The organism is Schaedlerella arabinosiphila (assembly GCF_003885045.1).
GTDB classification, from domain to species: domain Bacteria; phylum Bacillota; class Clostridia; order Lachnospirales; family Lachnospiraceae; genus Schaedlerella; species Schaedlerella arabinosiphila.
The window spans coordinates 3,326,149-3,341,653 of record NZ_RHJS01000002.1 but is presented as its reverse complement, the minus strand read 5'-3'; the positions used below and the strand labels follow the sequence as shown (position 1 = coordinate 3,341,653).

Sequence of the window (15,505 nt, the reverse complement as noted above, 5' to 3'; positions counted from 1 at the left end):
AATGCGGAGGGCTGTTCTGCACTGTAATATTAATTCTCTCGTTTATGTTTGATTTAATATCCGTAATTTCGGTTGATTACCGTACCGTCAGCGGCATTGATCGTCAGGAAACTCTGGGTGGGAATATCCAGGATAGAAGTTTCACCGTCCTTGTAATTGTCCACATGTTTTCCGAAAAAATCCCAAACAGGCACGAGGAGTCCGAGGGTGCTGTCCATGCCTGGATCATAGATTCTTGCATAGCCCAGAGTGATCCTGTCGATGGTATATTTGCCGGAACTTTCGGAAAAACGAATCGGCATCGTCTGTCCGAAAATGTCCATGATTTCCGGAAATGCCATCAGTTCTATATTATCATACATCAGTTCTTCAATCTCGTATAGATTCCGAAGCATTGCTTTTTGCAGTCCATTCTGATTGACATAAAATTCAACCGTTTCGAAGCACCATGCATTTGACAGATCGTATGTGCCTGCAGCGTAAGCGCCTCCGGGACTTATCTCATATGTAACCGGAAATCCCTGGATATCCCGTGTATATACGACCCTGTAGCCGGCATCTATAAATATCCGCTCAGCCTGCATGTCCTCAGGCTGACAGTAACTAAGGCTGTGCTCTATATGCTTCGCGGAAAAATCAGAGAGTCCCAGCTTTTCCATATAGCGGTCGCACATTTCAGCGGCTGCGGAAGGGGAGATTCCTGCAATCTGTTCAGCCCTTTCCAGCGATGGAACATAGCCATTGCGGGAAACAGAATATGCAGGCAGGTCTACCGGATACCAGTCATATCCAAACCATGTATGATCCGGATCTTCGCCGCTATCCCTTAAGATTCGGATTTCCATATCAATGGGGCCGCTCTTTTTGAAATAGTAATCAAACACATCTCCGTCCATTTCAACGATGCCGGAAAAATATTGATTTCCATCAGCATTTTCCGCAGATTCGGATACATTAAAGCCGGGGGAAACCTCTACTTTCTCAACAGTCTCGGGAGCGTTGCTGTAAATCGCCTCCCATTGCTCGATATCCTTTTCCAGATTATATATGCCTTCCGGATTTCGGCTGCCGCTTTCCCGCATGGCTGCAATATGACCATAGGGATCGGTGTTTCCTTCTGCCTGAAACGCCTTCAGACGCTGCAGCTTTTCACGCGCCCATTCTTTGGTGGGCTGTCTATATTTATTGCTGTCATAAACAGGCAGGTCACCAAAGAAAACGTGTGTGACCCAGTCGATCCATGCCTGATCAAATGGTTTCTGGCGAACCTTGTAAACGGAAACATGATCCGTGTCCGTAAGTTCAATTTTAGCCCGGCAGGATAGTTGCAGATGACTCTCTGGAAACTCCTTGAAAAACGTGTTCGATTCCGGAACCTGCAGTCGTCTGGCAAGGGCATTTTTGTGAATGGAATCTGAGCTGCCGCTGTCGGACAAATGTCCGCTGCCGTTGTCTGAACTGGAGCTATCGGATAATTGTCCGTTGCCTGCGTCAGAGTCGTCAGCATTTTCCGGCGTATCGGAAGCCTGACGGTAGCCGTCTGTATTCAGTTCATTTTTTTCCTGCACGATAATGTGCTTTTTGGAGCCGTCACTGCAGCCGAGAGTGATGCAGGCCGACAGTACGGTGAGAAAGAGCAGCAGGACAGTTTTTTTCATTAGTAGTCCTCCTCTATGTAATGATTCAGAGCAGAGCCGGAACCTCCGCGGCAAATGCGGAGGGCTGTTCTGCACTGTAATATTAATTCTCTCGTTCATGTTTGATTTAATATCCGTAATTTCGGTTGATCACCGTACCGTCAGCGGCATTGATCGTCAGAAAGCTGGTGGTGGGATATGCCATTGCATAGGGTTCTCCGGTGTCAGGATCGTATATTTCACGTGTTCCGAAAAAATCCCAGACAGGTACCAGAAGTCCTGTAGTGCTGCTCAGGCCCGGATCATAGATTTTCATATACCCCAGTGTGATCCGGTTGATATTTATTTTATCTGTATTGTTTTGAAAACGGACCGGCATAATCTTCCAGAATATTTCTGTGATATCCGAAAAACTCATCAGTTCTACATTGTCGATCATCGGTTTCTGTATTTCATACAGATTTTGGATGGAAGCCTTTTGCAGTCCTTCCTGATTTACATAAAATTCTACTTTTTCATAACCCCATGCGCTCCCGGAATCGTCCGTATATTCCAAAACACCGCCATTGCTGTTGTCAGGCGTGATCGGAAATCCACGGAGATCTCTGGTATAGATGATCTGGTAGGCGGCATCCTGGTAATCCAGGTATTCTTCGGAACCCAATCCGATCGGATCTGTATTGTAACGGCTGCTCAGACTCAGTTCTATGCGTTTTGGAGTAAAATCAGAAAGGCCCAGCTTTTCCATATACTGATCGGTCATTGCAGCGGCCTGAGCAGGGGTGATTCCTGCCAGTTTTTCTACAGCCTCCCTGGATGGGAGATTCCCTTTGGGGGCGTCAGAAGAGTCCTGAAGCCAATACGGCTGAAACCAAGAGGATTCGGACCATTTCTTGTCTGAAATCTCTGTATCTCCTCTTACGATGCCGATATCCATGTGGAAGGAACCGCTCCTTTTTAATTTGTACAGGAAAATTCCGCCATCCATTTCAACAATTCCGAAAAAAGGATCATCCGAAGAGGCTGTTTCTGCGGAAGACGATTCCGCTGCGGATGGTTCTCTGTAAAAACAGTTATCCGGTGCGTCGGGGCCAAAACCAGGGATGACCTCAACTTTTTCAACCGTTTCGGGAGAAGCTTCGTAAATTTGCTCCCATCGCTGGATCTCTGACTGCAGGTTATAAAAGGATTCCGGATTTTCGTAGCCCGCTGCCTGTGCGGAGGCAATATACCCATATGGGTCAAGATTGCCTTCTGCCTGGTAAGATCTCAGCTGACGGAGCTTTTCGGAGATCCATTCTCTGGTGGGCTGGTTATATTTTTCGTAGTCATACACGGGATGATTCCCAAAGAAGACATCTGTGACCTGATCGATCCATGTCTGGTTAAAGGGTTTTTGGCCAACCTTGAAGACAGGAACCTGGTCCGTCTCAGGAACGATAACCTCAGCACTGCAGATGAGCTGGAATGGATCATCTATATATTGTCCGGAATACAGATTCTTTTCCGGAACCTGGAGCTGACCGGCAAGGGTGTCCGGCGTGCCGGAGGTTTGGCGGTAGCTGTCTGTATTCAGTTCGCTTTTTTCCCGTACGATAATATGCTTTTTCGAGCCAGAGCTGCAGCCGAGCGTGATACAGGCCGACAGCACGGTGAGAAAAAGCAGCAGGGCTGTTTTTTTCATTGGTAGTCCTCCTCTATGTTATATCAAGATCCACCTGGATGCAAGAGCTTTTTCATGACTCGCCGCGTTGCTTTGCGGTATTTGAGGAAATCGACAGTGACTTCAGACGCCGCAATTGATCTGCATTCCGATGCGGGTTCCTTCTTCCGGACTGCTTTTGATCTCCAGGCATCCGCCGTGGAGACGGGCGATCTGGTGGCACAGGGAGAGGCCGAGGCCGGCGCCGCCCTGCTTGCGGGAGCGGGATTTATTTACCATATAGAAAGGCTCTGTGATCCGGGTGATCTCGTCCGGGGGGATGCCGATCCCTTCATCCTGTACAAAGATCCCGGAGTCTGTCCCGATCAGGCGGATCGAGGAACCGGGAGGGCTGGCCTTGCAGGCATTGTCGATTAAGTTGGTGAGGAAGCTGAGCAAAAGGTCGGCATCTCCCTGGATGGAAAAATCCTGTTCCAGGTCTGTCTGCAGTCGGATGTCTTTTTCTTTCAGGCGGTAATGGGTGACTTCTTTTGCCTGGGAAAAGAGTGCGGATACCGGGCAGGGCTTTTTTTCGATCGTTTCTTCCCGTGACAGGTCGGTGAGCAGGAGCATTTTTGCGGAAAGGCGGGAGAGACGGATGCATTCCTCTTCTATATAATGGAGGGCGTCGGCCTGTTTGACCGGGGGAAGCGAAACACGCTGCAGCAGCTCTGCATAGCCCTGGATGCCGGTCATGGGAGTTTTCAGTTCGTGGGCAAGGGAGCCGATAAGCTGACGCTGGGTTTCATTCATTTCCGCCAGGGCGCGGATGTGTTCCTCGATCCGCTCCGCCATCTGGTTGAAGCTCTGGGAGACTTCACCCACCTCATCGGTTCCCGGACGCTCCACACGCTTCTCATAGTCCCCCTCTGCGATCCTATTTGCCGCATCGCGCAGAAGATAGAAGGGGGCCAGGATTCGCCGGAGAACGTAGGTGAGCAGCATGGCCAGAAGGACGGACAGGAGCAGGGCCACAATCATGCCCTGGAAAAAGAGCAGCCTTCCGGACTGGTAGACAGAGGTGATATCGCGGTAGTGGAGGAGGCGCAGAGTGCCCAGTGAATTTGGTGAGTAATCCGTGTCTAATACATCCAGATCCTGAAAAAGAATCAGCAGACGCCGGCTGCCTGCCTCTTCCAGAAAGACGTTTTGCTGCGGGGCCGTGATGACTGGCTCCCCGGAATCAGAGAGAGGCATATCCTGCGCCGGCTCCTTCGGAGACTCTGCCAGCTCCGCCATGTCGAACAGATAGGGACTGAGATTGTACAGTTCTTCATTGTCATAGTAGAGGACGGCATTTTCACTGTAGCCGGAGGAGAATGTGGTCCGGGCAGCATACTTTGCGCTGCGGATATCGTGAAACTCCATCGCTGCCAGGGCTTTGTTGAAACGCCATACATCCGACGACAGCCTCTCGTATTCGTAGCTGCGGATATTCTCAATGATCTGCTCCTGGGTTCTGGACAGGTTCCAGATGGAAAAAGCCTGGGACAGGAGAAGAAGCAGGCACACCGAGGTGAGGGTGATCTTTGTTTTCAGCTTCATGGTGATTCCTCCGGGGTATCCGTTGACGGGGCTGCTGCCTGGTCTGTCATGTGACTGGCCGCCGGGGACGGCATTTCCTCCTCCGGGCGGTCTTCCAGACGGTATCCGATGCGGGGGACGGTCTTTATGACATCCTGGAAACCCAGTTTTTTCCGAATCCTTCCGACGTGGACGTCGATGGTTCGGGTCTCGCCGTCAAATTCCACGCCCCAAAGCATTTGCAGGAGCTGCTCCCGGCTGAGGGCGATATTTTTATACCGGACCAGGAGCAGCAGGCAGTCAAACTCCATGGGCTTGAAGGGGATGACGGTTCCGGCTTTCTGCACGATCCGCTCCTTCGGGAAGATTTCCACATCCCGTATACGGTAGCAGTCCTCGACTTTTTTCTGAAAACGGCTTAATACCTTTTCCACCCTTACCAGGAGCTCCAGCATTTCGAAGGGCTTGACGATGTAGTCCTCGGCGCCGTCGGTGAGCCCCTTGACCTTGCTGTGGAGGTCTCCCCTGGCGGTCAGGAAAATGACCGGAATCTGCTGAGCCTGCAGTTCGGGAAGGAGTTCAAAGCCGTCCTTTCCGGGGAGCATCACGTCCAGGAGCGCCAGGTCGTAGGACGGGGCGGGGATCTCCTGGAGATGGCTGAAAAGAGCGGCGCCGTCGAAAAAGGGGACGGGTTCGTAGCCTGCGGTTTCCAGGTTGATGCAGATCAGTTCGTTGATATGTTCTTCGTCTTCGATTACAAGTATTTTACAGGGCATGGAGATTGGTTCCTTTTTCTGTCAGTTTATTTTCAGAATCAAAAAAGAAAAAATAAGTTTGATCCTCAGTGAGCATTTCATATGGATTTTCAGTGTGTTCTCTTGTGTCTTCGCTATAATTCGCTACATAGAAATATTGGATTCCGTTGGCTGTAAGATATTGTTCAACCGCTTCTCTGTCGGTCCCGATTTCAATCCTGCGGATCAGATTTTTTATATTTTCGGCGGAATATTTTCGAATCTCCACGGGAACAAAGGTGTCTGAATAGGTATGGCTGGATTCTGCGATCAGATCTCCTGTCAGGGAAATGGTTTTTTCCTGATCACCGAGCCTGCGTCCGGCGGCCAGGATGGTTCCGTCTTTTAACCGGACAAAGGTGTTGAAATGATAAACGGTCTCGTAAAGCATTTGTTCCGGTATTTCTTCCAGAGGGCTGTTCACTTCAATTTGCTCCGGCCAGACCATCGCCACGTCTTCGAGAACCTTGCAGGGGGTACGGATGAAGTCGTCTTCGGTAACGGGAGTTCCGCATTCGCCGAAAATATTGAATCCCCATGTGTACAGGTCGCCGTTTTCGCTGATGGCGGCGCCGGTCCAGTCACCGGTGGCTGCATAGACGCAGTTGTCCAGGATTTTGCGGGGAGAGTTGTACAGCATTTTGCAGGGATTGGATTCGTCCTCGGTTGTTTTTTCGAAATCTTCTGAGTCAGAAACCGTTGTCCCATAGGTACTCATGTACTGGCCCCACCACCATACGCTGCCGTCTTTTTTCAATGCTGTGATGGATTCCATGCCGGCCTGTGCATAGGCAACCTGGTCCATCAGGAGGACGGGGCTGGTCACTTTGTTGTCGTGCCGGCAGTAGTAATTCGTACTGTCGAAATCCTGGCCCAGCAGTCCCAGCATGTTGGAGCCCATGCCGTACAATTCGCCGTCCGCAGTCAGATAGATGCAGAAATAGCCGTTTACGGAGCAGTCCACGGATACCACGCCGGAGGCGATTTTCACGGGGGTGTCGGTAGTTTCACCCGGCTCCAGGACCATGCCGTTTCCGAGCTGGCCGTATTCATTGCTGCCGTAGCCCCAGAGGTCGGACTGGTCGTCTATGTAGTATCTGTTCAGAGCGGTGACCTTGTTGGTGATGTAGTAGTCCGGGAGGGAGAAACCGCCGGCTGCCTCGGTCAGTTCGGGGGTATGTGTGCAGAATGCGGGGGGAGCCGTGTGAAAAGCGGCGCCGAGAATCGTCCGGGCCAGGATGGCTCCTGCGGCTATGAGAAAAACGGACAGCAGGATGACGAGAAAGAGCAGGGTTTTTGTATGGGATTTTCGGGTGGTGGTATTCATACTGACGGCCTCCTTGAGTTGTGTGGATATAGGATTATTTTATAACAATTGAAGGGGATTTTCAATTTGGAGATGTAAACATATTGTAAAAGGTTTGAGAGTATTGGCGTATTGACGAAAGGGGGAATATGATTTAGAATGGACGGCATAGCTTTGGGGCGTTTGTATATATAGAAAGGAACGGGGATTGTGATGCAGGCAACAAAAGATATGACGAAGGGGAGTCCAATCAGGCTGCTGTTTGGGTTTTCTATGCCTTTGATGCTGGGGAATATTTTTCAGCAGCTTTATACCGTCGTGGATACGGTGATTGTGGGGCAGGGCGTGGGCGTGCAGGCGCTGGCTTCCATCGGGGCGTCGGACTGGTTGAACTGGCTGTTCATGTGGCTGGCGTCCGGGATGACGCAGGGCTTTTCCATCTTGTTTGCCCAGTTTTACGGGGCGAAAAATGAGGAGTCTCTCAGAAAATCGGTGGGAAACGCTCTGCTTCTGGCTGCGGTGTCGGTAGTTTTGCTGACGACGGCAGGGGAGGCGGCTGCGGCGCCGGTGTTACGGCTTTTGAGAACCCCGGAAAATATCTTCGGCGGGGCTCTTATGTATCTGCGGATCATGTTCGGCGGAATCGGGATCATCCTTCTGTACAATCTGGAGGCATCCCTGCTCCGGGCGCTGGGGGACGGACGGTCCCCGTTGGTGGCCATGGTGGCTGCGGCGTGTACCAATATTGGGCTGGATCTTCTGTTTGTCATGGTATTTCACTGGGGGATCGCAGGGGCTGCGGCCGCGACGCTGATCGCCCAGGGAGTCTCCTGCGTGTACTGCAGCCTGGTGATCCGGAAGATCTCGCTGCTGCGGCTGAGACGGTCGGATTTTGAACCGGATCTTGTGCTGGTGAGGAAGCTGCTGTGGCTGGGAATCCCGGTGATGTTTCAGAATGCGGTCATCAGTATCGGCGGGATGGTGCTGCAGTCGGTGATCAATGGATTTGGATTTTTGTTTGTGGCAGGATTTACGGCCACCAATAAATTGTACGGTGTGCTGGAGACGGCGGCCATTTCCTACGGATACGCGATCACAACCTATGTGGCCCAGAACCGGGGGGCCGGGGATATCCGCCGGATTCAGAGAGGGATGCGCAGCGGGATCGTGATGGCGTTTGCCACGTCGCTGCTGATTTCGGGGGCTATGTTTTTGTGGGGGAAGGATCTGCTGTCCATGTTTATTTCCGCGGAAAAATCCCAGGCGGAGCAGGTGCTCGGGATTGCCCATCATTATCTGATGATCATGAGCGTGTTTTTATTGATCCTGTATGCGCTGCATGTATACCGGTGCGCGCTGCAGGGGCTGGGGGATACGATCATCCCCATGGTGTCCGGGATCGCGGAATTTGTCATGCGTGTGTCGGCGGCCATGCTGCTACCGGGGCTTCTGGGGCAGGAAGGGATCTTTTACGCGGAGATATTGGCCTGGATGGGAGCTTGTGTGATACTGGTGGGGGCTTATTATCGGAGGATGTATCTGCTAAAGAGGTATGCTGAAGAAAACGCGTGTACATAAATGAGAGTACTTATAGTACCCTAATGGAGGTGTTTGAAAGGGTACAGGCAATTGCAGAGGGGGCGCTGAGAGGTGTATTTACCGTACATTTATTTCCCCGTACATTTATTTTCCGGTTCCAAGCCGGCAAGCCATTCAAGGGGATGTATTGACAATGTAATGATAAAATATTATACTGAAATCATAAGATCGAGAGGAGATGCTGAAGATGGCAGCAAATATGTCATATATACAGGCTCGTACACCGGAGGAATTAAAAAGACAGGCGGCAGACATTCTTGACAGACTTGGTTTAAACCTGACCACATATATTAATATGGCCTTGAATCAATTGGTTATCCATGAGGGGATTCCATTTGAAGTTAAGTTAAATCCCTCTGGCTATACGCCGCAGGAGCTGCTTCGCGAAGTCGATGCCACGTTAGCAATGGAGGGGCTGAAACTGAACGAAGAAGACATACAAATGCTGGAGATGTATGAAAGCGGTTCAGTGTCAGGGGATGAGCTGCGAAAAAAAATTATGAGAGAGGTTCAGAATGGCCGATGAACTTTATTGTTATCCGGGGACAGATATTCTGAGAAATAAATTGGACATTCATGACCATGAGAAACTTCATATATATGAAAGAAAATTGACAATGCTGCGTCTGAGAGAACTGATTAAAAGACCGATGGAAGGGAACTTTGATTTAGAGTATCATTTAGAATGTTTAATAAGGTGAAAATAACGCCCATGCGGGGAGCGGGAGACGCTGTGCAGGGGCGTTTTTTTGTATTAAAGGAAACTTTGTCTACTATTAAGATAAAAAACCTCCGGGGGATCGCACTGCAGCGGAAAGGAATTATGCCGCTTATGCGACCCGCCGCAGGCGGAGAATCCTGCTGCGCAGTATGTACCGTAAATGCAGGCGCTTACTTTGCGGGGATGATTTCCAGCCAGTAGCCGTCGGGATCTTCGATAAAATAGATTCCCATCTCTGTATTTTCAAAGCAGACACAGCCCATCTCCCGATGTTTTGCGAGGGCGGCGTCGAAGTCGTCTACTGTAAATGCAAGATGGATCTCGTTGTCGCCCAGCTCGTAAGGGCGGTTCATGTCGCGGAGCCAGGTCAGTTCCAGCAGATGAGGGGTGGTCTGGTCGCCTAAAAAGGCCAGGGTGAAACTGCCGTCATCGGCATCTTTTGTACGTTGCAGGGTGAGGCCCAGGGCTTCCTTGTAGAAGTCCAGGGATTTCTGCAGGTCGTATACATTCAGGTTGTTGTGGGCAAAAGTAAATTTCATAGTGGTTCCTCCATTTTTTGTATTGTATAGTATGAATTATAACAGAGACTTGGGAGATTTTCTACGGAAAAAAAGAAAATATGGAAGGGCAGAGAGATATGGTAAAAGCACATTGCTGGAAGAGGAGATTTTTGGTATAGTTAGGATAAGAAGGTGGGGCAGACTGTGCTGGAATCAGGGTTGATAAATGGAAAGCGTTCGGAGCAGGTAAGGTGAATAGATGATTTAGACGATGAAATTTTTGATGGAATGCTTTGGGGAAAAGGAGATGGACGGATGACGAAGAAACGGTTTAATATTACGGGGTTATGTGTGCCGGAGCGGCATTATATGGTGGATTTGAGCAGCAGGCTGCGTGAGATTCGGGAACTGGTTGATGAAGGGGCATATTTTGTGATCAACAGAGCAAGGCAATATGGAAAGACAACAATATTGCATGCAATGGCAAAGGCGATGGCAGACAGCTATTTTGTTATACGGCTGGACTTTCAGGTTTTGGGCGGTGCATCCTATACGGATGAAAATACATTTTCACGGGCGTTTGCATCTTGCTTTGTAAAAGCGGCGGAGCTTTATGATAAAAACCTGGCAAAAGAACATCCGATGATTGGGCAGCTCCGCGATGCGGAGGAAAAAGAAGACTCATATTTTGACCTGCAAAAGCTGTTCCAGATTTTGAAGGAATTTTGCAGGTCAGCTGAAAAGCCGGTTGTGATGATGGTGGACGAGATAGACAGTGCGCAGAATAATCAGGTTTTTCTGGATTTTCTTGCGCAGATGCGGAACTGTTATCTGGAAAGAGAAGCTGTTGGAGCGCCTGCTTTTCAGTCGGTCATTTTGGCAGGGGTCTATGATGTAAAGAATCTGAAAAGGAAAATCCGTCAGGATGAAGAGCAAAGACTGAACAGCCCCTGGAATATTGCAGCAAAGTTTAAAGTGAATATGAGTTTTACACAAGAGGATATTGCAGGGATGCTGGAAGAATATGAAAAAGATTATCATACCGGTATGAATGTGAATGAGATGGCAGGTTATATTTATAATGATACTTCCGGCTACCCATTTCTGGCATCAGAACTTTGTAAACTGATTGACGAAGAAGTCTGTGGGATGGAAGGCTTTGAAAGCTTTGAGGCAGCCTGGACAAAAGAGGGATTTCTTGAAGCAGAGCGTATGCTGCTGGCGGAAAAGAATACACTGTTCGATTCGATTATGGGGAAACTGAGAGATTATCCGGAGCTGGATTCTATGCTGAAAAAACTTCTTTTTACAGGAGCAGATATTTCATATAATACAGATGAACCGGCATTTGACATGGCAACGATGTTTGGATTTATAAAAAACAGGAAAGGACAGGCGGTGGTTGCCAACCGTATTTTTGAGACAAGATTGTATAATTATTACCTGTCGGCAGCGGATATGCAGAATACGGATATTTATAAAGCGTCTCAGAGGGACCGCAGTCAGTTTATGATCGACGGGCATTTGAATATGCGCCGTATATTGGAAAAATTTGTGGAACATTTCCATGATTTGTATAAAAATTGCGATGAAACATTTATTGAAGATATTGGAAGGAAGTTTTTTCTGCTGTATCTGAGGCCGATTATCAATGGTACGGGAAATTATTATGTGGAAGCACAGACAAGAGATTTGGGAAGAACAGATGTGATTGTAGATTTCCATGGGGAGCAATTTGTGATCGAGATGAAAGTATGGCATGGAAATGAATACAATAAGCGCGGCGAGAAACAACTGGCGGATTATTTGGACGCGTATCACAAAAACAAGGGGTATATGCTCAGCTTCAATTTCAATAAAAAGAAAAAGATTGGTGTGCATGAAATTGTTATCGGCGATAAAATATTGATAGAAGCGGTTGTATAAGAAAGACGTATGAGCGATAACGGCTGTCTCAACTGTGAAGGTGATGTATGGCGGACTATATCGGATTATGAATATCTGGTATGGTCTGTTTTTTTGTACCAGGGGAAGTTCTTCGGGCCTCCACATGATACAGCCCTCCGGGCAGGGCCGCACTGCGTCGGAGAGGAATCATGTCGCTGAGACGGCTTCCCAATGAGTCGGATGCCCGCTCCATCACTGTATTCGCTGGCTGCTGTGCAGCAAGTGCGCAACACCGTGTGGACAGTAAGCGCGCCTGGATTTCGTATTTGCAAAAGAAACGAGATGCTTCGATACGAAGAATTTGGATGGAGGTTTGGATGGAGGAGTATAATATATATTGATAACAAATTCTTATTGCCTACTATATATTTTGATGTGCTGTATCTGTGAGAACAGGGTACAGTTACGTTTGGGTTACTTATGATCAAGTATATAAGGAGGCGTGTACAGATGAAAAAATACGGCTACATACGTGTGTCAACGAAGGAGCAGAATCCGGATCGGCAGCTTGCGGCACTGCAGGAGTTTGATATCCCGAAGGAAAACATATACCTGGATCAGATGTCGGGAAAGGATTTTCGGCGGCCTCAGTATCAAAGGCTCACGAAGGCGCTGAGGAAGGGGGATCTGCTCATTATCAAAAGTATTGACAGGCTGGGGCGCAATTACGGAGAGATTCTGGAGCAGTGGAGAACGATTACCAAGGAGACCGGGGCGGACATCCGGGTGATTGATATGCCCCTGCTGAACACGGATACGGTTCAGGGGGATCTGACGGGGGTATTTATTTCAGATTTGGTGTTGCAGATCCTGGCTTATGTGGCGGAGACAGAGCGGGCATTTATCAGACAGCGGCAGGCGGAGGGAATCGCGGCGGCGAAGGCAAAGGGGGTCAGGTTCGGCTGTCATAGAATAGAAATCCCCCATAATTTTAGGGAATATTTTGAAATGTGGGAGCATGGGGATATCTCTTCGAGGAACGCGGCAAGCGCGCTGAACATGAGCCATTCGACATTTTACCGGAGATGCAGGGAGCAGTTGGAGATGGAGAAAGGAACAATAGGACTGTAACAAATAGTAGACTTTTTGAAACGATTGGTTTATAATGTCTACATACATAAAAAAGGTCATAAACCGAATGATAAATATGCGTTTTAGAAGTGTTTCTTATTGTCTACTTTATGAAACGGTAATTGGGATTTTTAAAACATAAAAAAGAGTTTCTTTTTATTTTAGCGTATTATAAACAGGCATCTTTTTTGGTTCATACGGTTTCACAAACCAGTTGTACCAGAAATAGATGCCTTTCTTTATAAACCAAAAATTTCCAGGGTGAAAAAGTGGTTGAGATTTTTCAGATCAGGAGAAGGATGGGGTTGGGCATGAGAGGGAATACACAGTTCAATGAGACGGGGACATTGAAGGCAGGAGCGGACAAAAAGAGGGGAGAGATGCGGGAACTGGATTATCTTACGGGCATTTTGAAGAAAAGTGCTGCGGAGTCTCGAATGACATCTGCAATGAACAGGAATCGGAGCGGAGCGCTTGTGCTGTGCGATGTAAACCGCCTGAGGCAGATCAACGATCAGTATGGACATCCGGCCGGGGATGAATGTCTGAAAGAGGCCGCACAGGTTCTTACATATATGATACGTGAGAACGATATTCTTGGCAGATACGGCGGTGACCATTTTCTTATTTTTATACCAAACTGTCAGGAGATACAGCAGGCGCAGGAAATCTGCGAACGCATTGAGAAACGTTTTCGTATGAACGGAGGAAAAGGAAAAAATGAGATTGCATTTTCCGTGACGGCAGTATCGGTTTTGCGGCAGCCGGGGGATACCTGCCGAAGCTTATTGGAACGTGCTGACGCAGAGCTGCGGAGACGAAAGTCAGACACGGGAGGAAGAAAGAGCAGAGGGCAGGATCATTATGTAAAGGATGCCAGGCGGATCAGGAAGGATCTGATTGAACAGATCCGAAAGCCGGGAGCATATTGCCAGGATTATGAAACCTTCAAGGGAATCTATCGTTTTCTGGAACGCGGAATTATCCGAAGCGGGCTGAAAGCATGCGCCATTTTGATCAGCGTAGTGGACGGGCAGGGGAGAAGTCTTCAGCCGGGGGAAAAGGATGACCAGATGGAACGGCTGGGGGAAGACATCCATTCCACGCTTCGGATTGGAGACGTATATACCCGCTATTCCAGCAGCCAGTACCTTGTCCTTGTCATTGATACCACAGAAGGGCAGGGGGACAGGATTGCGGAACGGATCAGAGGAAAATTTCAGGCAGGCGGTCAGGAAAATGATATTTTGGTTCATCATTGCTATGCGCTTCAGCCGGCCCGCATTGTAGAACTGACGGAGCAGGATCATTCGTATGCAGCTCCAGAGAAACTGAAAAGGAGAAGCAAAGCGTGACGGAGAAAAAGCTATCAGTGAAAATGTTCGGCGGATTTACGGCCAGCTATGGGGATGAGGTACTGACCTTCGGCAGGCAGAGGGATTCCAAATTCGGACAATTATTTCAGATTTTGATGACCAGGCCCGGCCAGGGATTCAGTAAAAGCGATGTCGCGGAAAGTCTTTATAAATGGGAGGAAGTAGAGGATACCAACGCCAGCCTGAACAATACCATTTTCCGGCTGCGCAAATACCTGGAGGCCTCACCTCTTCCTGCCGGAGATTATCTTTTTCTGCGAATGGGCGTCTTGTATTTCGACGGCGGGATTGAGGTGGAATCAGATGCCTGGAATTTCGAAAAAGCCGCACGGGAATTTGAGAAGGAGCAGGATAAACGGAAAAAAGCAGAGCTGTGTGAAAAAGCCTGTGAATTTTATCAGGGGGAATTTTTGCCGCAGTTATCGAATGAGCAGTGGGTTATAGAGAAAAGCCGGTATTATCAGAAACTGTATTTTTCGATGATGAAGTATCTGTTTGGATATTTGAAAGGTGAGGGGGATTACAGAAGCATTGAAAGGCTGGCTGCCGGCGCATCGGAAATTTACCCTTATGAGGGATGGGAAAACTGGCGGATTGACAGTCTGATCGCTTTGAATCAGCATCAGGAGGCAGAAGCGTTATATCAAAAAGCAGCGGCGCATCTGCAGGAGTCGGGAGGGTTTCTGTCGAAAAAGCAGCAGGATCAATTCCAAAAAATCGGAAGAAAAATCCTGCGGCCGGAGGGGTCGGAGGAAGCCATCAGTGATTATCTTCTGGAAACGGTTCAGGGACCGGGGGCATATGGCTGTACGCTTCCGGGTTTTTCAGACTGTTATCATATGTTAAAGCGCGTCATAAAGCGTGGAACTGTACATTTCAGTCTGTTTCTGTGCACCATTCTGGACGGAAACGGTCATGCGGCAGAAAACCGGGAATATTGCGAAAAGCAGGGAAAAAAGCTGCGTGCATCTTTCCAGGCCCATCTCCGTCTGGGAGATATTTATACAAAATATAGTGAAAATCAGTATTTGCTGCTGTGTGTGGGGATGAAGAAAGAGCATATAGCAGAGATTGGGGCACGGATTGATCTGGATTTTCGGAAACGGTGCGGCGGACGCGGAGGAGTGAGCTGCAGGCTGCTGGATGATGGGGGGAATTGGTAATGAAGAGGGGATTCGTCAGGCAGAAACAATGAGGACGGCTGAGAACGTCAGGCTGGGGACTTGCTTTCCGCAGTCAATCGGTGCAAAAAGTGTATAAATCGTGCCGGATGAAAGAGTTTGCGAAAGAGCGGCTTTGTTATACTGTATGTGGGTAGCATTATGAGA

The 15,505-nt window shown here is 48.8% G+C and carries 12 protein-coding genes; 6 read left to right on the top strand and 6 right to left on the bottom strand.

What is annotated here, in order from left to right:
- Nucleotides 1-53: 53 nt before the first annotated feature.
- From EBB54_RS15945 to EBB54_RS15925, 5 genes are all read right to left on the bottom strand, one after another.
- The gene (locus EBB54_RS15945) at nucleotides 54-1,658 is read right to left on the bottom strand and encodes a DUF6034 family protein (protein WP_125128177.1); all 1,605 of its coding nucleotides are present in this window, start codon (nucleotides 1,656-1,658) and stop codon (nucleotides 54-56) included.
- Between the two features lie 106 nt (nucleotides 1,659-1,764).
- Nucleotides 1,765-3,321, bottom strand: coding sequence for a DUF6034 family protein (locus tag EBB54_RS15940; protein WP_125128176.1), 1,557 nt, complete (start codon nucleotides 3,319-3,321; stop codon nucleotides 1,765-1,767).
- Nucleotides 3,322-3,423: 102 nt separating this feature from the next.
- Nucleotides 3,424-4,884, bottom strand: coding sequence for a sensor histidine kinase (locus EBB54_RS15935; RefSeq protein WP_125128175.1), 1,461 nt, complete (start codon nucleotides 4,882-4,884; stop codon nucleotides 3,424-3,426).
- Nucleotides 4,881-5,639 carry a response regulator transcription factor gene (locus tag EBB54_RS15930; protein WP_125128174.1) on the bottom strand — a complete coding sequence of 253 codons (759 nt, stop codon included), beginning with the start codon at nucleotides 5,637-5,639 and terminating at the stop codon, nucleotides 4,881-4,883. The genes EBB54_RS15935 and EBB54_RS15930 overlap by 4 nt, the downstream gene beginning before the upstream one ends.
- Nucleotides 5,629-6,984 carry an RCC1 domain-containing protein gene (locus EBB54_RS15925; RefSeq protein ID WP_125128173.1) on the bottom strand — a complete coding sequence of 452 codons (1,356 nt, stop codon included), beginning with the start codon at nucleotides 6,982-6,984 and terminating at the stop codon, nucleotides 5,629-5,631. The genes EBB54_RS15930 and EBB54_RS15925 overlap by 11 nt, the downstream gene beginning before the upstream one ends.
- Before the next feature lie 192 nt (nucleotides 6,985-7,176).
- On the opposite strand from EBB54_RS15925, the gene EBB54_RS15920 reads away from it, so the two are divergent.
- Nucleotides 7,177-8,541, top strand: a complete 1,365-nt coding sequence (locus EBB54_RS15920) for an MATE family efflux transporter (RefSeq protein ID WP_125128172.1) — start codon at nucleotides 7,177-7,179, stop codon at nucleotides 8,539-8,541.
- 208 nt (nucleotides 8,542-8,749) lie between these two features.
- Nucleotides 8,750-9,088 (top strand): type II toxin-antitoxin system RelB/DinJ family antitoxin, encoded by a 339-nt coding sequence (locus EBB54_RS15915; RefSeq protein ID WP_162307163.1) that lies wholly within the window; start codon nucleotides 8,750-8,752, stop codon nucleotides 9,086-9,088.
- 365 nt (nucleotides 9,089-9,453) lie between these two features.
- Here EBB54_RS15915 and EBB54_RS15910 read toward each other — a convergent pair whose 3' ends face one another.
- Nucleotides 9,454-9,822: a VOC family protein gene (locus EBB54_RS15910; protein WP_125128170.1), complete on the bottom strand. Its 369-nt coding sequence runs from the start codon at nucleotides 9,820-9,822 to the stop codon at nucleotides 9,454-9,456.
- Between the two features lie 276 nt (nucleotides 9,823-10,098).
- Here EBB54_RS15910 and EBB54_RS15905 point away from each other — a divergent pair, with 276 nt between their 5' ends.
- The 4 genes from EBB54_RS15905 (at nucleotide 10,099) to EBB54_RS15890 (ending at nucleotide 15,340) form a co-directional block, all read left to right on the top strand.
- On the top strand, nucleotides 10,099-11,709 hold the full coding sequence (locus tag EBB54_RS15905) for an AAA-like domain-containing protein (RefSeq protein ID WP_125128169.1): 1,611 nt from the start codon (nucleotides 10,099-10,101) through the stop codon (nucleotides 11,707-11,709).
- Between the two features lie 471 nt (nucleotides 11,710-12,180).
- Nucleotides 12,181-12,801 carry a recombinase family protein gene (locus tag EBB54_RS15900; protein WP_125128168.1) on the top strand — a complete coding sequence of 207 codons (621 nt, stop codon included), beginning with the start codon at nucleotides 12,181-12,183 and terminating at the stop codon, nucleotides 12,799-12,801.
- 311 nt (nucleotides 12,802-13,112) lie between these two features.
- Nucleotides 13,113-14,156, top strand: coding sequence for a GGDEF domain-containing protein (locus tag EBB54_RS15895; protein WP_162307162.1), 1,044 nt, complete (start codon nucleotides 13,113-13,115; stop codon nucleotides 14,154-14,156).
- A complete protein-coding gene (locus tag EBB54_RS15890) occupies nucleotides 14,153-15,340 on the top strand; it encodes a BTAD domain-containing putative transcriptional regulator (protein WP_125128166.1) in 1,188 nt (395 codons plus the stop codon). The genes EBB54_RS15895 and EBB54_RS15890 overlap by 4 nt, the downstream gene beginning before the upstream one ends.
- Nucleotides 15,341-15,505 lie beyond the last annotated feature (165 nt).